Annotated in this window: 14 protein-coding genes, 1 tRNA gene and 1 pseudogene; 7 read left to right on the plus strand and 9 right to left on the minus strand. The window is 68.2% G+C overall.

The features are described from left to right. Positions 1–104: pseudogene (locus tag AC56LK_RS15795) on the plus strand (IS1595 family transposase); the annotation flags it as partial. Positions 105–260: 156 nt separating this feature from the next. Here the strand turns inward: AC56LK_RS15795 and AC56LK_RS15800 are convergent. Beyond that, positions 261–337 (minus strand) — tRNA-Arg (locus AC56LK_RS15800). Positions 338–445: 108 nt separating this feature from the next. Between AC56LK_RS15800 and AC56LK_RS15805 the strand changes: the two genes are divergently transcribed. Further along, positions 446–4,372: a sensor histidine kinase gene (locus AC56LK_RS15805; RefSeq protein ID WP_497185448.1), complete on the plus strand. Its 3,927-nt coding sequence runs from the start codon at positions 446–448 to the stop codon at positions 4,370–4,372. On the opposite strand, the gene AC56LK_RS15810 is transcribed toward AC56LK_RS15805, so the two are convergent. Next, entirely contained in the window at positions 4,369–5,316 is a 948-nt protein-coding gene (locus AC56LK_RS15810) for a D-2-hydroxyacid dehydrogenase (RefSeq protein ID WP_497185449.1), read from the minus strand. The genes AC56LK_RS15805 and AC56LK_RS15810 overlap by 4 nt on opposite strands. Positions 5,317–5,449: 133 nt before the next feature. Then, a complete protein-coding gene (locus tag AC56LK_RS15815) occupies positions 5,450–5,770 on the minus strand; it encodes a hypothetical protein (protein WP_497185450.1) in 321 nt (106 codons plus the stop codon). Positions 5,771–5,960: 190 nt separating this feature from the next. On the opposite strand from AC56LK_RS15815, the gene ligD reads away from it, so the two are divergent. Continuing rightward, positions 5,961–8,534, plus strand: a complete 2,574-nt coding sequence (gene ligD / locus AC56LK_RS15820) for a DNA ligase D (RefSeq protein WP_497185451.1) — start codon at positions 5,961–5,963, stop codon at positions 8,532–8,534. Positions 8,535–8,548: 14 nt separating this feature from the next. Here the strand turns inward: ligD and AC56LK_RS15825 are convergent, their stop codons facing one another. The 5 genes from AC56LK_RS15825 to AC56LK_RS15845 form a co-directional block, all read right to left on the minus strand. Further along, positions 8,549–8,899, minus strand: a complete 351-nt coding sequence (locus AC56LK_RS15825; protein WP_497185452.1) for a PEP-CTERM sorting domain-containing protein — start codon at positions 8,897–8,899, stop codon at positions 8,549–8,551. 337 nt (positions 8,900–9,236) lie between these two features. Then, a complete protein-coding gene (locus AC56LK_RS15830) occupies positions 9,237–10,700 on the minus strand; it encodes an App1 family protein phosphatidate phosphatase (protein ID WP_497185453.1) in 1,464 nt (487 codons plus the stop codon). Then, entirely contained in the window at positions 10,697–10,951 is a 255-nt protein-coding gene (locus AC56LK_RS15835) for a hypothetical protein (protein ID WP_436106345.1), read from the minus strand. The genes AC56LK_RS15830 and AC56LK_RS15835 overlap by 4 nt, the downstream gene beginning before the upstream one ends. 3 nt (positions 10,952–10,954) lie before the next feature. After that, positions 10,955–11,968 (minus strand): non-homologous end joining protein Ku, encoded by a 1,014-nt coding sequence (gene ku / locus AC56LK_RS15840; RefSeq protein ID WP_497185454.1) that lies wholly within the window; start codon positions 11,966–11,968, stop codon positions 10,955–10,957. 24 nt (positions 11,969–11,992) lie between these two features. Beyond that, the gene (locus tag AC56LK_RS15845) at positions 11,993–12,958 is read right to left on the minus strand and encodes an SDR family oxidoreductase (RefSeq protein WP_497185455.1); all 966 of its coding nucleotides are present in this window, start codon (positions 12,956–12,958) and stop codon (positions 11,993–11,995) included. Between the two features lie 177 nt (positions 12,959–13,135). Between AC56LK_RS15845 and AC56LK_RS15850 the strand changes: the two genes are divergently transcribed. The 3 genes from AC56LK_RS15850 (at position 13,136) to AC56LK_RS15860 (ending at position 18,162) form a co-directional block, all read left to right on the plus strand. Continuing rightward, positions 13,136–14,605, plus strand: a complete 1,470-nt coding sequence (locus AC56LK_RS15850) for a GGDEF domain-containing protein (RefSeq protein WP_497185456.1) — start codon at positions 13,136–13,138, stop codon at positions 14,603–14,605. Between the two features lie 42 nt (positions 14,606–14,647). Continuing rightward, complete coding sequence (locus AC56LK_RS15855; RefSeq protein WP_497185457.1) at positions 14,648–16,294, plus strand: SulP family inorganic anion transporter; 1,647 nt, start codon at positions 14,648–14,650, stop codon at positions 16,292–16,294. A gap of 74 nt (positions 16,295–16,368) precedes the next feature. Beyond that, positions 16,369–18,162, plus strand: a complete 1,794-nt coding sequence (locus AC56LK_RS15860) for a DUF1302 domain-containing protein (RefSeq protein ID WP_497185458.1) — start codon at positions 16,369–16,371, stop codon at positions 18,160–18,162. On the opposite strand, the gene AC56LK_RS15865 is transcribed toward AC56LK_RS15860, so the two are convergent. Beyond that, positions 18,163–18,795 (minus strand): 1-acyl-sn-glycerol-3-phosphate acyltransferase, encoded by a 633-nt coding sequence (locus AC56LK_RS15865; protein ID WP_497185459.1) that lies wholly within the window; start codon positions 18,793–18,795, stop codon positions 18,163–18,165. It lies immediately after the preceding gene. A 177-nt stretch (positions 18,796–18,972) separates the two neighbouring features. Here AC56LK_RS15865 and arsC point away from each other — a divergent pair, with 177 nt between their 5' ends. Further along, complete coding sequence (gene arsC, locus AC56LK_RS15870) at positions 18,973–19,320, plus strand: arsenate reductase (glutaredoxin) (RefSeq protein ID WP_497185460.1); 348 nt, start codon at positions 18,973–18,975, stop codon at positions 19,318–19,320. Positions 19,321–19,338: the final 18 nt, after the last annotated feature.

Raw genomic sequence — 19,338 nt, forward strand, 5'->3', positions numbered from 1 at the left:
GCTATTTACCGAACTACCTGGGCTGGCGCTGGGCACTCGATGGCGGCCGGATTACTTCTGTTGAGCAATTGCTGCGCATTGCAATCAGAGTCATCCATAGATAACGGTGACAGCGCCAATAACGAAGCCGAAAAAGGCACCCGACGGCGGCTGCGTCGCCTGAATGACTACCGCAGGCGGGCTCGGCGCTATTTGCTGAATCGCCTGTGACAGCGCCACGAAAAAAGGGACCAGATGTTTCCATCTGGTCCCTCAAATTCTGGTGCGGCTGGCAGGAATCGAACCCACGACCCCTTGGTTCGTAGCCAAGTACTCTATCCAGCTGAGCTACAGCCGCCCGATGCACGCATTATAGCAGCGGGTTTTTATTTCCGGAAGAGTCATTTTTTTCCATAGGCAAACCAGCTCTGGTAGATTAAGCGCGTTGGATCGATTTAGGACACCTATGTTTGCCTCGAAGCCGGGACCGCGCCTCGCCCTGGTCGCTCTTTTGCTGCCTTTACTGTCATGGATCTGGGCGGGCAGCGCCCTGGCCGCGCCGCGCAGCCTGCGCTTCGAACGCATGTCGATCGAGCAGGGCCTGTCGCAGCAGTCGGCGCTGACCATCCTGCAGGACCGGCGCGGTTTCATGTGGTTCGGCACCCAGGCGGGCCTGAACCGCTTCGACGGCTACCGCGTCACCGTCTTCCGCAACGATCCGAGCGACCCCGGCAGCATCCCGGACAACTATGTGATGGCATCCTACGAGGATGCGCAGGGGCGCCTGTGGTTCGGCACCAAGGGCGGGCTGACCCGCTTCGACGAGGCCAGCGGCAAGTTCGTGCGCCATCCGCGCCCGAGCGATGTGGGGCACGGCAGCGGCAACCGCAGCGTCGCGGCCATCGTCCCCGCCGCCGGCGGCGGCTTGTGGCTGGCGACCGGCGACGGCCTGCTGCACCTCGATCCTGCCAGCGGGCGCTTCCGCAGCTACCGCCACGATCCGGATGACCCGGCGACGCTGCGCGACAACCGCGTCAGCGCGCTGGCGCTCGACGGCCAGGGCAATCTGTGGATCGGCACCGCGGCCGGCCTCGACCGCCTGGCGCCCGGTGCCGAACGCGTCGAGCATGTCGAGATCGATGCCGGCGACCCGCAACGCAATACCGTGCTGGCCCTGTCGATGGGGCCGCGCGACACGCTCTGGATCGGCACCGAGGTCGGCCTGCATGCCTGGCGCCTGGAAGGGGGGCGGCCGGTGCAGGCGGGACGGCGCCGGATCGGCGCCGGCGCGGGGCTGGGCGAGGTGCGCATCAATGCCCTCTACCACGACGCCGGCAACACCCTCTGGGTCGGCACCGACGTGGACGGCCTCAAGTGGCTCGACCCGGCCACCGGGCGTTTCGTGGGCTACCGCAACGACCCGGCGGACCCGCATTCGCTGTCCGACAGCCATGTCGGCGCGATCCTGGTCGACCGCACCGGCACCCTGTGGGCCGGCACCCACTACGGCGGCGTCAACCGCACCGACCTGGCCAGCGGCGGCTTCACCCGCTACGGCGGCGCCGAGGGCCTGGCGCGCGCCAAGGTGCGCGCGATCGCCGACGCGCCGGACGGCGGGCTGTGGATCGGTACCAGCGGCGACGGCCTGATGCGGATGGACCGCGGCGGGCGCTTCGCGCGCGTCGGCGCGGACGGCTTCCCGGACGACGTCGTCACCGCGCTGGCGCTGGCGCGTGGCCGCACCTGGATCGGCACCCCGACCGGCCTTGCATGGCGCGACGCCGAGGGGCGCTTCGGCCGCGTGTCGCTGGGCGCCGACCCGGCCGCGGATTACGTGCAGGCGATCCATGCGGGACGCAGCGGCACGCTGTGGATCGTCACGCGCGGCGGCCTGGCGGCGCTGGCGCCGGGCGCCGGCGCGGTGCGCAGCTGGCGCCACGATCCGGACGATCCGGGCAGCCTGGGCGAGAACTACGGCTTCGCGGTGCTGGAAGACCGCCAGGGCATCGTCTGGGTCGGCACCGAGACGGGGCTGGAACGCTACGATCCGGCGACCGGGCGGTTTTCGCGCTATCGTTACGCTCCGGACAACCGCGCCAACCCCTACGGCCTGCGCCACAGCCGCATCTATTACCTGATGGAGTCGGCGCGCGGTGAGCTGTGGGTGGGCACCGCGGGCGGCCTGCACCGCATGGAGCAGGGCAAGGACGGGGTGCGCTTCCACTATTATCCCTTCGCCGCCGGCCGGGAAACCGTGCCGATCGGCGCCGTGCTCGAAGACAGTCACGGCTTCGTCTGGGCCAGCACGACGGTCGGGATCACCCGCGTCGACCCGGCCAACGGCAGCGTCAAGAACTACACGGCGAAGGACGGCCTGGTGGACGGCTCCTATTTCGTCGGCGCCGCCCTGCGCAGCCGGAGCGGGCAGATGGTCTTCGGCGGCATCAACGGCCTGACCGCCTTCGAGCCGGATGCGATCCGCGACAACCCCTACGCCCCCACAGTCGTGCTGACCGACCTGCTGGTGCTGAACCGCTCGCGCGCCGCGCCGAACTTCCACGGGCAGAAGGCATTGACGCTGTCGCACCGCGATTCGGTGTTCTCGCTCGAATTCGCCGCGCTGCATTTCGCCGACCCGGACGGCAACCGCTACGCCTACCAGCTGGAGGGCTTCGACCGCGACTGGGTCGACACCGACGCCCGCCGGCGTTATGCGACCTATACCAACCTCGATCCGGGCGACTATGTGTTCCGGGTACGCGCCAGCAACAAGGACGGCGTCTGGAGCGAGCAAGCGGCCAGCCTGCGCATCACGATCACGCCGCCGTACTGGAAGACCTGGTGGTTCCGCAGCCTGGCGGCGCTGACGGTCGTGGCGCTGTTCACGGCGGGCTACCGCCTGCGCATCCGCGCACTGGTGGCGCAAAAGCTCCTGCTCGAAAGCGAAGTCGGCACCCGCACCGACGAACTGCGGCGCCAGAAGGAATCGGCCGAGCGCCGCAAGCAGGAAGTCGAGGAACAGAAGGAGGTCGTGGAGCAGGCGCACCGCAACATCGCGCTGCTGTCCGACATCGGGCGCGCGCTGACCGCCAACCTCGAGCAGGAAGCGATCATGCGTACCCTGTACGAGCACGTCCACGCACTGATGGATGCGCGCCTGTTCGCGGTGGTGCTGCGCAACCCGGAACGCGGCACGCTGGCCTATGTGTATGCGGTGGTCGATGGCGAACTGCGCGAGGCCTTCGAGCTGGCGGACGACCCGGAGCGGAACCTCGCCGCCTGGGCCATCGCGCGCGGGCGCGAAGTGCTGGCCGGCGACATCGGGCAAGCCTTGCCGGACTACCTGCCGGCGCTGGCGCCGGGGCGCGCGCTGGAACTGGCCTTGCCTTGCGCCTGGCGCGCCGGCATGGCGCCGCGCTCGCTGCTGCTGGTGCCGGTGATGGTCGGCGAGCGGGTGCTGGGCGCGCTGATCGTGCAAAGCCCGGCAGCGCAGGCCTTTGGCCAGGTCCATCTCGACATGCTGGAAACCCTGGCGGCCTATGTCGGCGTCGCGATCGACAATGCCAGCGCCTACCGCCAGCTCAAGGATACCCAGGCGCAGCTGGCGGCCCGGGAAAAGCTGGCCTCGCTCGGCTCGCTGGTGGCGGGCGTCGCCCATGAACTGAATACCCCGATCGGCAACAGCCTCCTGATGGCCAGTACGCTGCAGGAGAAAACCAGCGACATCGCCTCGCGCTTCGACGGCGCGACCCTGCGCCGCTCCGACCTGGCCGATTACGTGGCAGCCTCGCGCGAGGCGTCCAGCCTGATCATGCGCAGCCTGCACAACGCCGCCGAACTGGTGAACAGCTTCCGCCAGGTCTCGGTGGACCAGGCCAGCGCGCAGCGGCGCCGCTTCGACCTGGCCCAGGCCTGCCAGGAAATCGCGGCCACCCTGATGAACACCGTGCGCCTGGCCGGACACCGCCTGGAACTCGCGGTGCCGCCGGGGCTCGTGATGGACAGCTTCCCGGGTCCGCTGGGGCAAGTGATCATCAACTTCGTCAACAACGCGCTGCTGCATGCCTTCGACGGCCGGCCCGGCGCCATGCTGCTGGAAGCCGGCCTGCTGGACGGCGGCAGCGTGCGCATCGTGTTCCGCGACGACGGGCGCGGCATCCCCGTCCAGGACCAGGCGCGCATCTTCGATCCCTTCTTCACCACCCGCATGGGGCAGGGCGGCACCGGCCTGGGCCTGAACATCACCTGGAACATCGTCACCAGCCTGCTCGGGGGGACGGTGCGGGTCGAGAGCAGCCCGGGGCAGGGCGCCGCCTTCATCCTCGAACTGCCGCTGTGCGCGCCGGATCCCCAAGCGCTCCAGGGAGCGGCGCAGGCGGCGGCGACCCTTTAGGCCACCACGTTGCGCGGCCGTCCGGCGGCCCAGGCCTCGATGTTATCGACCAGCATGTCGGCCAGGGTCTGCATCGCGCCGCCGCTGGCCCAGGCCACGTGCGGCGTCAGGATGAAGTTCGGCAGGCGCAGCTGCAGCAGCGGATTGTCGGGAAGCGGCGGTTCCTTGCTCAGGACGTCGAAGCCGGCGCCGCCGATTTGCTTCGCCAGCAGGGCCTCGGCCAGCGCCGCCTCGTCGACCAGGCCGCCGCGCGCCGTGTTGATCAGCAGGGCGGTCGGTTTCATCAAGCCCAGTTCGCGTGCGCCGATCAGGTGGCGCGTCGCCTCGGTGAGGGGCAGGTGCAGGCTGAGCACGTCGGCGCTGGCGAGCAGCTCGTCGAGCGGCAGCTGCAGCACGCCGGGATCGTCGACCGGCGAGCGCGAGGTGGCGGCGATCTCCATGCCGAAGGCGCGCCCCAGCTGGGCCACCTTGCGTCCCAGCGCGCCGTAGCCGACGATGCCGAGGCGGCTGCCGGCCAGGTCGCCGATCGGGTGATCCAGCAGGCAGAAGCGGCTCGAGCGTTCCCAGCGTCCGGCTTCGACGTCGGCCGTATAGGCGCGCAACTGGCGGCGCAGCGCCAGCAGCAGGGCGAAGCAGTGCTCGGGTACCGAGACCAGGGAGTAATCGCGGATGTTCGAGACCACGATGCCGCGCGCCCGGCAGGCGGCCAGGTCGACGTTGTCGGTGCCGGTGGCGGCGACCGCGACCATCTTCAGGTCGGGCAGGCGCGCAACGGCCTCGGCGCGCAGCGGCACCTTGTTGGTGACGGCCACGCTGGCGCCGCGCAGGCGTTCCACCACCTCATCCTCCAGCGTGGCGGCATGGTCCTGCCATTGATGGTCGAAGGCGGGGGCGCGCACCCGGGCCTGCAGGCTGTCGCGGTCGAGGAAGACGATACGGTGCATGGCATGCTCACGGCTGGGGAAAACCCTATTGTAGACGCCATCGCGGAGCCGGATGGGAACCGGATATGGGAGCCGAAAGCGACAAAGGACAGGGCGAACCTGTCCTTTGCCATATGGGGGGGCTGGGCGGCGTCTACTTGGTGGCGGCAGTCGTCATCTGCTCGCTCTTGGTGTCGGCATGCTCTGCTGCTTTTTCCGCTTTGGCTTCAGCCTTGTCGGCCTTGGCGTCGGCTTTCTTCTTGTCGGCCTTGGCCTTGCTCCTGGCGACGTCTTTCCGGGCGTCGGCGGCGGCCTTGTCGACCTTCGCATCCGCCTTCGCGACCTGCTTGTCGTGCTTGGCTTCAGCCTGGGCAACTTCCTTGGTGGCCTTGGCGTCGGCCTCGGTAACGGTCGCCTGGGCGAACGCCGAGGTGGCGAACAGGCCGGCAATCAGGGTAGCAACGATCTTGCGCATAGTGGCTTCCTCATTCAGGGTTGGCAACCGGGAAGATTCCCGTGTTGGCAGGCATTCAACGAGGGCTGAAACGGCAGGGTTGACCGCATTTACATCCGCTTACACTTGGTAAGGCAGGGTTAGCTGGCGTACAGTCGCGCCGGCCGACGTGAACCTACACTGTCCCCACGCCCTTAGCTGGAGGTGCCACATGCCAGACGCGCTCAAACTGTACAAGGCCAAGCGCAATTTCGATATCACGTCCGAACCCGCGGAAGGCGGCGTTCCCGGCACGGAGGCGCTGACCTTCGTCATCCAGAAGCACTGGGCCAGCCGCCTGCACTACGATTTCCGCTTGGAACTCGACGGGACCATGAAAAGCTGGGCCGTGCCCAAGGGGCCGAGCTACGACACCCACGACAAGCGCATGGCCGTGCACGTCGAGGACCACCCGATCTCTTATTCCGACTTCGAAGGCACCATTCCGCCCAAGCAGTATGGCGCAGGCAAGGTCATCATCTGGGACAAGGGCACCTGGGAGCCGGTCGGCGACCCCCAAGAGGGCTACCGCAAGGGCAACCTGAAGTTCGAGATCCATGGCCACAAGATGCACGGGCGCTGGGTGCTGGTGCGCATGAAGGGACGTGGCGAGGACAAGCAGGAACCCTGGCTGCTGATCAAGGAAAACGACGAGTATGCCCGTCCGGCGGCCGAATTCTCGGTGGTGGACGAGATGCCCGACAGCGTCAAGCAACTGCCCATGCCAAAGCGGGCGCGCGGCAAGGTGGCGGCCCTGAAGGCCAAGGCGGCCGCGAAGCCCGCAGCGAAATCCACGCGCAGCAGGGCGCGCGCGGCGCCGGGCCTGCCGGATGGCGTGGTCGAGGCGGCGCTGCCCGAAGCGTTTTCGCCCGAACTGGCGACCCTCGTCGACGCGCCGCCGCATGATCCGGAAAACTGGGTATTCGAGATGAAGTTCGATGGCTACCGCATGCTGGCGCGGGTCGAGAACGGCGAGGTGCGCCTGATCACGCGCAATGCCAACGACTGGACCGACAAGCTGCAGCCGCTGCGCAAGGAGCTGGAGCGCATGCAGTTGCCGGACGGCTGGTACGACGGCGAGATCGTCGTGCACGACGAGAACGGCAAGCCGAACTTCGGCCTGCTGCAGCTGGCCTTCGACGGCGTGCGCACGGCCGACATCGTGTACTTCCTGTTCGATGCTCCCTACTGCAACGGCTACGACCTGCGCGACGTGCCCCTGGTCGAGCGCCGCGCGGCGCTGGAACAGATCCTCAAGAAGGCCAAGTCCGACAAGGTGCGCTTCTCGGCCGAGTTCGGGACCAACCCGGACGAGCTGGTGGTGGCCGCCTGCAAGGTCGGGCTGGAAGGCGTGATCGGCAAGCGGCGCGATTCGCGCTACGTGTCGCGCCGCTCGCCCGAGTGGATCAAGCTCAAGTGCGGCCTGCGCCAGGAATTCGTGATCGGCGGCTTCACCGACCCGAAGGGCTCGCGCAAGGGCGTCGGCTCGCTGCTGCTCGGCACCTACGACCGCGAGGGCGTGCTGCGCTACGCCGGCAACGTGGGCTCGGGTTTCAACCACGCCACCCTGATGGACATCAGCGAGCGCCTGGAGGCGCTTGCTACCTCCGAGAGTCCCTTCCCGCCGCGCGCGGTGCCGGGACGCCAGCACCACTGGGTCAAGCCGGTGCTGGTAGCGGAAGTCAGCTTCTCGGAATGGACCAGCAGCGGCTCGGTGCGCCATCCGGTGTTCCAGGGCCTGCGCCAGGACAAGCCGGCCAAGGGCATCACGCGCGAAGAGCCGCGCCACATCGAGGACATCGAGAAGCCGGCCCTGGCGGACGAACCGGTCGCCCCGCCGCCCGCGGGCCTGCATGGCAAACTGCCGGAAACCCTGCGCGTGACCAATCCGGAGCGGGTGGTCGACCCGTCCACCGGCATTACCAAGCTCGACATCATCCGCTACTACGCGCTGGTGGGCGATCTCATGATGGAGCACCTCAAGCGCCGTCCGCTGACCCTGGTGCGCGCCCCGGCCGGCATCGGCGCCGAACTGGTGTTCCAGAAGCATGCCGACGTCAGGAAGTTGCCGGGCGTGAAGCAGATGGACGCGGCGCTCGACCCGGACAATCCTCCGATGCTGGAGATCGTGGGCGTCGAGGGCATCCTGTCGGTGGCGCAGTTGAACGCGATCGAGCTGCATACCCAGAACGCCTTTGCCAAGAGCTACGAAACCCCCGACCGCATGGTGTTCGACCTCGACCCGGGCGAAGGCGTCGAGTGGCCGCAGATGCAGGAAGCGGCGCAGATCATGCACGCCTTCCTCGACGAGCTGGGCTTGCCCTCCTTCCTCAAGACCAGCGGCGGCAAGGGCCTGCACGTGGTGGTGCCGGTCAAGCCGGAGTACGGCTGGGACACGGTAAAAGCCTTCTCGCAAGCCATCGTGCGCCATCTGGCGGCGACCTTGCCGGACCGCTTCGCCTTCAAGAGCGGGCCGAAGAACCGGGTCGGCAAGATCTTCATCGACTACCTGCGCAACGGACGCGGCGCGACCACCATCTGCGCCTGGGCGGCGCGCGCCAGGCCGGGACTGGGCATTTCCGTGCCGCTGGAATGGGACGAGCTCATGAAGCTCAAGTCGAGCGCGCAGTGGACCGTGGCGAATGTGCACACGCGCCTGGACAAGGGCAATGCGCCCTGGGCCGGCTATGCGAAGGCGGCCAAGGGCTTGACCAGGGCGATGAAGCTGCTCGGCTTCGACGAGTGAGGGAGGGTGGTGCGTCAGCCCTGGCGCCGGCGCAGCGCCGCCAGTCCCGCGAAGCCGAGACCCAGCAGTCCCAGGGGGGCCGGTTCGGGCACGGCGACCGCATCGAAGGCGACTTCGCCGATCGCGCAGAACTGGTCGCCGCCGTCTTGCGGGCATTCCGACAGGTCGAAGCGGATATAGCGGGCGTCCACGGCCGCGAAACGGAACACGTCGGCCGGATACCATTGGTCTTTCGGCTTATTCGTCGGCGCCAGCTTGGACGCCATCGTCGAGAAGTTGATCCCATCCGCGGAATAGCTCAGGTCGAGCCTGCCGAAGCCGGACGACTCCTCGTTCCCCAGCGCCAGCGCGCCGATGCGCCGCACCAGGCCCAGGTCGTAGGTGACGCTGGCCGATACCCAGCCGTAATCCGAGAACCACTCGAAGCCGTCATAGAAGGTGATGTGGGTCGGGTTGCCGGCCAGGTAGGCATCGAAATCGGTGAAGCCGCTGACGTAGGCGACGCACAGGCCAGTCTGGTTGTACGTATCCTCGATCTCGCCGAAGCCGGCGCCGCCGGCATCGATGACGGCGCTGGAGACTAGGAAATATTACTAAAGATCAAATATTTGCGGTGTAGGGGAGAAAATTTAACAAGGAATTCTATGGCTCAGCAGTAAATTAATAAACTTAATTAATTATATCGGTCCAATAGTTTTTCCCTTATACGTCGCCGGAAGCTGCAATGCCCGTCTTCGCGGGAGCCGCCTCTTCGTCCTCGCGCTTGTCGGAGCGGACGCCGGGCAGCCGGTCCACCGCGATCAGCTTTTCGGCAGCGGCATGCGAGGCCGCGAACACGCTGTCCGGCGAGAGCACCAGCTGGATGCCGGTGCTGCTGACTTCGTCGATGAGCCGGTCGAGCGCATCGATGCGCGAGGGGTCGGGATTGACGCTGCGGATATAGATCATGCGTACCGCACCCGGATGGCGCCGCACCACCTCGGTATAGATCTCCGGGTCCTGTTCGCCGCTGTCGCCGATCAGGACGAACTGCATGCCGGGATAGAAGTCCAGGATGCGCTCGATCTGCTCCAGCTTGTGGTTGCCGTGATCGTTGATCTTGAGGACCTGGCGCACGCTCAGTTCGCGCAGCAGCAGGGGGCCGAGGGGGACATCCTGGAGTTTCAGGAACTCCACCAGCGGTCCGTACAAATGCCAGGGGCTGCTCGAGACGTAGAACAGGGGATTGTTCTCGGCCCCGCCGGCGCCGTCGCGCAGCGCGCGGTAGAAGGCGGCCACGCCCTTGAAGGGCTTGCGCGTGTGGTGGTTGGTGCGCGCCAGCATCAGGGCCATGTTCAGCTTGTTGGTGACGTTGGTCCACAGCACGGTGTCGTCGATGTCGCTGATGATGCCGAAGCGCGCCGTCGCGGCCGGCACCAGCACCTCGGCCACCGTGCGCAGGGGCTGGCCGTCGGGCTGGATATTGTCCGGGAATTCCAGCTCGACGGTGTGACGTCCGCCCGCCAGTGGCGCCGCGGCGCTGATATCGAAGGAAAAATAGCCGCCGCGGTCGGTACGCACCTCATGGGTGACGCCGCCGAAGTGGGCCAGCACCCGCGCATCGGCCACCTCGTCCGATTCGAGGCGCTGGTAGAAGGCGACCAGGTTGGCCCAGCCGCTGTCGGCGACGCTCTGTTCGCGAAAGCCGTATTCGTCCAGCAGCCGGCCCTTGAGCCAGACGCGGGTGGCGTTGCCGAAGCCGAGGTAGGGCACGGCCATCAGCGCGCGGCCTTGTTCGGGCGAGCGCAGGCGGCGCAGCACGCTGCCGGCGAGGGCGCCGGCGGTGCGCGCCAGACGCCGGCGCAGCGGGGTGGTCGAGACCACCGGTGCGTCGGCGCGCTGCACCTGGTCGGTCGAGGTGGCCGAGCGCGGCGCGCCATGCTCGACCCACACGCTGCCCATGTCGTTGCGGGTCAGGAGCAGGGCTTGCTGCACTTCCTGCGGTTTGGAGGGACTCACCGGCGTCGCCATCACGTGCACCGCGCTGCCGCTCTCGCGCAGGCGCGCGATGTCGTCTTCCGACAGCAGTCCCGGATTGAGGTAGAGGCTGGCCCGGCCGAGGTCGACCCGGCGGGCGATGTCGTCGAATCCTGCCCGTGTCAGGACGAGGAAGGGCAGGCTTTTCATGCGGACTCTTCCTTCGCCACCGGTTCGTTCTTGAAGATGCCGCGGATGTTGGTCACCATCAGCGCCGCCTGCAGCGCGATCAGCGCCCAGGCCTCGTCGTGAATGCCCCACACGATCCACAGGATGTTACTGACGATGAAGGTGCAGAAGCCGAATACGCGGCGTCCGGCGCGTTGCGATCCGATCAGGTAGGCGGCGAGCAGGGTGACCAGCATCGCCGGCCACTGGAGGAAATCGATGAATTCATCCATCCGTCAGGCCGCCTTCCTGCGGCGCGCGGGGGCCGTCGATGCTGCGCCGGTGGACTTGGCGGCGGCTTTCTTCGCAGCCGGCTTGGCCGCGGCTTTCGTGGCGGTCTTGTGCGCGCGCGGAGGCGGTGCTTCCTCTTCGTCTTCCTCTTCGGCGGCGAGCCGGCGCTTCTTCGGCGGCGGCGGTTCGTCGTCGTCGTCGTCGGCGGCCGCCGCCTTCCCGGGCTTCTTGCCCAGGCTGGCCTGCAGCAGCGAGACCAGGTCGATGACCTTGCCGGTCTCGCGCTTCGGTTCGCCCGGCTCGGGCATGGTGATGGTCTTGGTCTGGTGCGCCTTGACCTTCTTCTCGATCAGGGCCAGCACATCCTCGCGGTAGGCGTCGTGGTACTGCTCGGGCTCCCAGTCCTCGGCCATGCCCTGCACCAGGGCCATCGCCATCTTGAGTTCCTTGTCGGTGATGGCGGCCTTCTTGTCGCTGGCGGTGGGGATCTTGAGGTCGCCGGCGTCGCGGATCTCGTCGGCGTAGCGCAGGGTGTTCATGACGATGGCGTCGCCCACGCACACCAGGGCCGCGAGATGCTGCTTGACCCGGATGACGACGCGCGCGATGCCGATCTTGCCGGCCTTGCGCAGGGTCTCGCGCAGCAGCGCATACACCTTGTCGCCGCCCTTTCCGGGCGCGAGGTAATAGGGCTGCTCGAAGTAGAGCAGCGAGACGTCTTCGGCGTCGACGAAGGCCAGGATGTCGATGGTCTGGGTGGCCTCGGGATTGGCGCGCCGCAGGTCCTCGTCCGAGAGCACCACGTATTCGCCGCTGGTGTACTCGTAGCCCTTGACGATGTCGTCCCAGGAGACTTCCTTGCCGTTGCTCTTGTTGTAGCGCTTGAAACCGACCGGCGAGAAGTCGCGGCGGTCGAGCATGGTCAGGTCGAGCCCCTTGTTGTCGACCGCCGGATACATATCGACGGGGATGTGCACCAGCCCGAAGCTGATCGCACCCTTCCACATGCTGCGCGGCATGGCAGTCTCCTTGTCTGGTTATTCTTACTCGCCCACGACCCCGGTGATCGGCAGGACCACGCCGGTGATGTAGCCCGAGCAGACGGGCGAGGCCAGGAACACATAGGCCGGCGACAGTTCTTCCGGCTGGGCGGCACGCTTGAAGGTAGTGCTGGCGCCGAATTCCTTGATCTTCTCGGGCGACTGGTCGGCCGGATTCAGCGGGGTCCAGACCGGTCCCGGGGCGACGCAGTTGACCCGGATGCCCTGCTCGATCACGCTGGCCGCCAGCGACATCGTGAACGCATGGATCGCGCCCTTGGTGGCCGAATAGTCGAGCAGCTTGCCCGAGCCTTTCAGGCCGGTTACCGAGCCGGTGTTGATGATCGACGAACCCTGCTTGAGGTGGGGCAGGGCGGCGCGCGCCATGTGGAAGTAGCCGTAGATATTGGTGCGGAAGGTTTCGTCGAGGCGTTCTTCCGTGATGTCGAGCAGGGAACCGGCATGCTCCTGGAAGGCGGCGTTGTTGACCAGCACGTCGAGGCGGCCGAACTCGGCGACCACCTTGTCGACCGCGTCCTTGCAGAAGGCGGCATCCTTGACGTCGCCGGCGATGGTGAGGCAGCGGCGGCCTTCGGCCTCGATGCAGCGCTTGGTTTCCTCGGCGTCTTCGTGTTCGTTCAGGTACATCACCGCGACGTCGGCGCCTTCGCGCGCGAACAGCACCGCGACCGCGCGTCCGATGCCCGAGTCGGCGCCGGTGACGATGGCGGCCATGCCCTCCAGCTTGCCGCTGCCCTTGTACTGCTCGGCCATGAACTTCGGCTTCAGCTCCATCTCGGCCTCGATGCCGGGCTTGGCCAGGTGCTGCTCCGGCATCGGCGGCGCCGGCTGCGGGATCCCGGTCTGCACCGCCTCGTCGCTTTCCGCCTTCTGCATGCTGGCGTCCTTCTGGTCCTGGCGGCTCTGGATCGCCTTCTGCTTGTTCGCTACGTCATCCTGGTGTGCCATTCCAAACTCCCGTGAACGTTCAATCGACCGGGAGAGTATCGATGCGGCACAGGCAGGCGACGGTGCGCTTCCACACACTCGGAGACAATTCTTCACTATCGGCCCGTGTAGCAATATGGCAAACTTGCCATCGATTCTTACCAAACAGCACGTCGGGAAATAATAATGAAGGAAGGGATGCCTCCACAGGCAAGCATACAAGCCGCTTCGTGCGGCCTGTTCGTCAATCCGGCCGCGCAGCGCAGGAGCGCATTCCAGCATGCCTGCGCCGGCCTGTTCGACGGCCTGCGCGTGGCCGATGGCGCCGAGCAGGCTGCTGCGCTGCTGGCCCGGCAGCCGGCCGGCGTGCTGGTGCTCGATCTCGAGCGCTTCGAGATCGGCATCGACCTGCCGGCACTGGGCCAGCTGATCGCGCAGCGCGCCGGCGCCCCGACCCTGGTCCTGTGCCCCTTCACCAACGCGCGCTGGCTGCCGGCGCTGATGGCCCATGGTGCCCTGTCCTATGTGATCACGCCGCTGGCGCCGGCAGAGCTGGCCGCCGCCGTGGCCGCGCGCCTGCGCGAAGGCTTCGCGCCGCCGGCCCCGGCCGGTCCGGTGGAAACCGAACTGGCGGCGCTGCTGGCGGTGCGCAGCGAGGCGCAGCAGGCGCTGGCCGAGGCCGAGGACAGCATCCGCTTCGGCGAGCGCCTGTGCGCGGCCCTGCTGGGCTGGCCCGGCGTGGTGCATGCCGCGATGTTCCAGCTGCACGCGGGGGACGACCTGCGCCTGGAAGCCGAGCACGGCAGGGCCGGCCTGGACCTGGCGGCGCTGCTGGGGCGCGGCGAGCGCCTGCTGCAGGCGCCGCTGCGCCACGCCTTTCCCGGCCTGCTGGCGGCGGCCGGCGGCGAGACCGCGCTGCTCGACGAGGTCGCCAAGGCCGGCGAAGCGGAGCTGGCCCAGGCGCTGGGCGCCTACGGCGTGCAGATGGTGCTCGGCCTGCCGATTCCGGCCGCCGGTCCCGGCGCCCCGCGTGGATCGCTATGCCTGCTGTTCGAGCATGGGCGTCCGTTCTCGCGCGCCCAGCTGGGCGCCTTCGACGACCTGGCGCAGCTGGCCGCCTTCGGCCTGCGCATGGCGGAACTGATGCGCGAAAGCGAAGAGCTGCTTGGCCGCGTCACCCAGCTGGCGACCCTCGACGCGCTCACGGGGGTGGCCAACCGGCGCCATGGCGAATACCTGCTGGAGCAGGAGATCCGGCGCGCGCGCCGCTACCGCCTGCCGCTGGCCCTGATCGCCTTCGACATCGACCGCTTCCGCAACGTCAACGACGCCTACGGGCATCCGGTCGGCGACATGGCGCTGCGCGCCGTGGCCGACACCGCGCGCGCACTGTTGCGCTCGAGCGACGTGCTGGTGCGCTCGGGCGGCGAGGAATTCCAGGTGATCGCGCCGCATACCAGCGCCATCGACGGCCTCAAGATGGCCGAGAAGCTGCGCGCGGCCGTCGAGCAGGCCGAGATCCCGGGCTGCGACCACGTGACGGTCAGCCTCGGCGTGGCCCAGCTGGGCGACACCGAGAACGGCGATTCGCTGACGGTGCGGGTGAATGCGGCGCTGGCGCGCGCCAAGCGGGCGGGCCGCAACTGCGTCGAACTCGCCATGCAGTAATACGCATGCTACGCTAGCGGCTTTTCTGTCAGGCAATATCGTATGCTTCAGTGGCTGCAGCACTACCGGCGCGCGATGCTGCCGGGCGACATCAGCGCCGGCATCGTCGTCGCGATGATGATGATCCCCCAGGGCATGGCCTACGCCCTGGTGGCCGGCCTGCCGCCGGTCGCCGGGATCTACGCCAGCATCGTGCCGCCGCTGCTGTACGCCCTGTTCGGGACCAGCAGCACCCAGTCGATCGGCCCGATGGCCATCATTTCGCTGATGACGGCATCGAGCCTGGCGCCGCTGGCCGCCCCGGGCAGCGCGCTGTACGGGGTGCTGGCGGCCCAGCTGGCGCTGCTCTCCGGCGCCGTGCTGCTGGCCTGCGGGCTGCTGCGCATCGGCTTCCTCGCCAACTTCTTTTCGCGGCCCGTGATGAGCGGCTTCACCATCGGCTCGGCGATCCTGATCGCATGGGGCCAGCTGCGCCCGCTGCTCGGCGCCATGCCGCCTGCCGTGCACTGGCCGAGCGCGGCGCTGGGCCTGGGCGCGCTGGCCCTGCTGGTGTGGGCGCGCCACTTCATGGCCGGCACGCTGGCCCGCCTCGGCCTGTCGGCGGCGGCAGCAGACATCGGTGCCAAGCTGGCCCCGATGCTGGTGGTGATCGGCGCCACCGCGCTGGTGGTGGCGCTCGGGCTGGACGCGCAGGGCGTGGCCGTCACCGGCGCGGTGCCGGCCGGGCTGCCGGGCCTGAACCTCGCCACCTCGGGCGCACATTGGCAGGCGCTGCTGCAGCCGGCGCTCTTGATCGGCTTCATGATCTTCCTGATCAGCATGTCGGGCGCGCAGGCGCTGGCGCTCAAGCGCGGCGAAAAGCTGGGCAGCAACCGCGAACTCGTGGGCCTGGGGGCGGCCAACCTCGGCAGCGCCCTGAGCGGCGGCTTCCCGGTCACGGGCAGCATCTCGCGCTCGGCGGTGAACTTCTCGGCCGGCGCCAACACCCAGCTGGCCAGCGTCATCACGGCCGGCCTGCTGGCCGTGGCCCTGGCGGCGCCCACCGGCTGGCTGGCGCTGCTGCCCTTGCCGGTGCTGGCGGCCACGATCATCGTCGCGGTGCTGGGCATGCTCGATCTTTCGCTGCTCCATACCGCCTGGCGCTACGACCGCGCCGACGCCGCGGCGCTGCTGGCCACCGGCGCCGGCGTGCTGGTGCTGGGGGTCGAGGCGGGCGTGGTGGTCGGCGTGGCGCTGTCGATGGGCGCGCTGATCTGGCGCGCCAGCCGACCGCACATCGCGGTGCTGGGCCGCATCGCCGGCACCGAACACTTCCGTAACGTCGACCGCTATTCGACCGAGACGGCGCCCGGCCTGCTGATGCTGCGCGTGGATGCCGGCCTGTTCTTCGGGAACGTCGAGGCGGTGAACGAGCGCATCGAAGACGAACTGGCGGCCCGTCCCGACACGCGCCACCTGGTGCTGGTGCTGTCGGCGGTGAATGCGATCGATACCTCGGCCCTGTTCGGGCTCGGCGAGCTGAATACCTCGCTGCGCCAGCGCGGCGTGCTGCTGCATCTGGCCGAAGTGAAAGGGCCGGTGATGGACCGGCTCAAGCAAAGCAAGCTGCTGCAGGCGCTCAACGGGCGCCTGTTCCTGAGCGCCGCCATGGCCTGGGACGAACTGTCGGTGCGGCACGACAGTGCCTGAAACCCAGGCTTGTATTGACGCCAGGTAATTGGGCCATTAGGATTGGTTCGGCGCAAAAACCAAAAAGGGTAGGGATGACCCGACAACAGACGCCGGCGACCCGTGTCGCCGTTCGCAGCACAGCTGCGGCCCTTGCGCTTGCCGCGCTCGCAGCCGTCGAGGTCCATGCGGCCGAGATCAAGGCCAGCGGCCGCCTGACGGCCGGGAATATCTACCGGGTCCAGCAGCGCGACCCCCATCTCCTCACGGGTGTGAACGCCGCCGCAGCCGGCCTGTCCGGCCTTGGCGGCGGCGGCAATGCGGACGACGCCAACCTGAATTACGCCAGGGGCGACGCGGCCTCGCGCGCCGTCCGGGCGGTGGTGGAGCTCGCGGCGGTGGAAGGCAACTGGTCGGGCCTGGTACGCGCGAAGGCCTGGCACGATGCCGGCCTGGCGCGCGACGGCCGGCCCTGGGGCAATGTCGCCAACAACTATGCCGCGGGCGAGCCGCTGTCGGACAGCGGCGCTCCGCGCCTGTCGCGTTTCTCGGGCATCGCGCTGCTCGATGCCTGGGTGCAGGGCAAGGCCACGCTGGCGGGCATGCCGGTGCTCGGGCGCGCCGGACAGCAAACCCTGGCCTGGGGCGATCGCTCGATGACGCCGGGCGGGCTCGAGGCGCTCAACCCGCGCGACATGGCGGGCCTGCACCGGGCCGCGCCGCTCGCGGCCGAGACGATGCTGCCGCGGCCGATGCTGTTCGGCCGCATCGAGCCCCGCATCGGCCTGCCGTCCGGCGTGGCGCTCGAGGCTTACTACCAGACCGGCTTCCGCCCTTCGGCACTCGACGTCTGCGGCACGCTATGGTCGATGAGCGACTACCTGGTGGACGGCTGCGACCGGGTGATGAGCGGCCAGCCGATGCTCAGCGACCGCGCGCGCATCCCCCTCGGCGCCTACCAGAAGCGGCTGCCGACGCCGACGCCGGAATCGAAGGAGTTCGGCGCCGGCCTCACCTGGCGGATCGATGAAGGCAGCGAATTCGGCCTGTACCACGCGCGCTACAACGCGCGCAGCGCGCTGCCCGGCCTGCGCCGTTCGACCCGGCCGGCCGGTCCGGCGCTGATCCCCGGCGACCCGGATGGGCAGAACATGGCCTATTTCACCGAGTACGTCGAAGGCCTGCGCATCACGGCGGCGACCTTCTCGCACAAGCGCGCCGGCACCGGCATGCAGGGCGAAGTGTCCTACCGGCCCGCGCTGCCCTTCATGCTGGCGCCGGGCGACGTACTGCCGCCCTTCATGAGCGCGACCGCGCCCGCGCTGCTGCGCGCGCGCGCCGATGCGGTGGCGCCGGGCGCAATCTTCCATGGCTATGACCTGTATGCGGTCTGGCAGGCGCAGGCCGGCGTGCGCCATGAATGGACGCTGGCCGGTCTGGGATTGGCGGCAAGCGCGGAAGTGGTCGGCAAGCACGCCCGCGGCCTCCCGGACCCATCGAAGCTGCGCTATGGCCGCGCCGACATCTTCGGCGTCGGCGCGATCAACCGAAGCTGTGCGGTGAATACCGCCGATGCGGCGCGCCAGTGCAGCCTGCGCGGGTATGCGACGCCGAACGCCTGGGGCTACCGGCTGCGCCTGGACCTGCGGCTGCCGACGCCGGCGCCGCAGCTGGCGGCCAGCGCCAGCCTGCTGTTCGTGCACGACGTGAAAGGCTGGTCGGGCGACCTGCTGCTGAACGAAGGACGCAAGTCCGCCAACCTGGCGCTGCGCTTCGAGTACGCCCAGCGCTACCTGGCGGAGCTGGGCTACCAGCCTTCCTGGGGCGGGGATTACTACGCGGCGGCCGACCGGGATACGGCCTCGGTGGCGGTGGGTTTGAAATTCTGATCAGGCGCGGCGGCGCTGCGGTGCGTCCGGGTCGCGCGGCGGCGCCAGCTTGATCGGCGCGGCCTGGTCCGGGTAGAGCGCCTGGCGGCCCGCGTACACCGCCGCGATGGCGGCCATGTCATTCTCGGTGTCGCCGCTCAGGCTGAGCGTATGGACCACGCTCAGCACCTTGGCGCGGTAGTCGATGTAAACCAGCAGCAGGGGCACCCTGGCAGTGGTGGCCAGGTGGTAGAAGCCGCTTTTCCAGTACGGGCGGTAGCTGCGCGTCCCTTCGGGCGTGATGCCGATCCAGCACCAGGGCGAGGCGAGCATGTTCTGGGCCAGCTGGCGGGTCGCGCCCATCGAGGCACGGCGGTCGACGGCGATGCCGCCCCAGTAGCGCATGATGGCGCCCATCGGACCGCGGAACAGCGAGTCCTTGGCCAGCCAGCTGAACTTCAGGCCGACCGCCCACTTGCCCAGCAGGCCGATCAGGAAGTCCCAGTTCGAGGTGTGTGGATAGACGACGGCGATTCCGTGCGGTCCCGGCAAGGGTTTGAAGTGCACTTGCCAGCCGGCCAGATTCAGCAGGCGAAGCGCAGTGCGCTGGCCCCTGGTGGGAAGTGCCGCGGGACGCAGCAGGTGTTCGCTCATCGATTCTCCGTCGCTGTACAAAATCTTATTATTCGGAAGCTAATATTTGCCGCCGGAAAATAAGCGAGGAATTCTATAGCGAGCCGCAGCGGGGAACAAGGGAAAAAGCTGGCGCCTGACATGAGCTGTGGTTATGATGCCGCTACTTTTTCAGCAATATTGACGAGCATTCATCACATGGATATCACGATTTACCATAACCCGCGCTGCGGGACTTCGCGCAACACCCTGGCGGCCATCCGCGAGACGGGCGTGGAGCCGCAAGTCGTGGATTACCTGGCGACGCCGCCTTCACGCGAACAACTGCGGGCAATGATCGCCGTCGCCGGCCTGACGGTGCGCGAGGCGGTGCGCAGCAAGGAAGCCCTGTTCGGCGAACTCGGGCTTGAGCAGCCGGGCGTCGGCGACGAGGCCCTGCTCGATGCGATGGCCGCGCATCCGGTCCTGATCAACCGCCCCTTCGTGGTCACGCCGAAGGGCGTGCGCCTGTGCCGGCCGCTCGAGCTGGTGCGCGAGATCCTGTGAGACGCCGGGCGCCCGCGG

It is taken from the genome of Telluria sp. ZB4P36 (assembly GCF_059685865.1).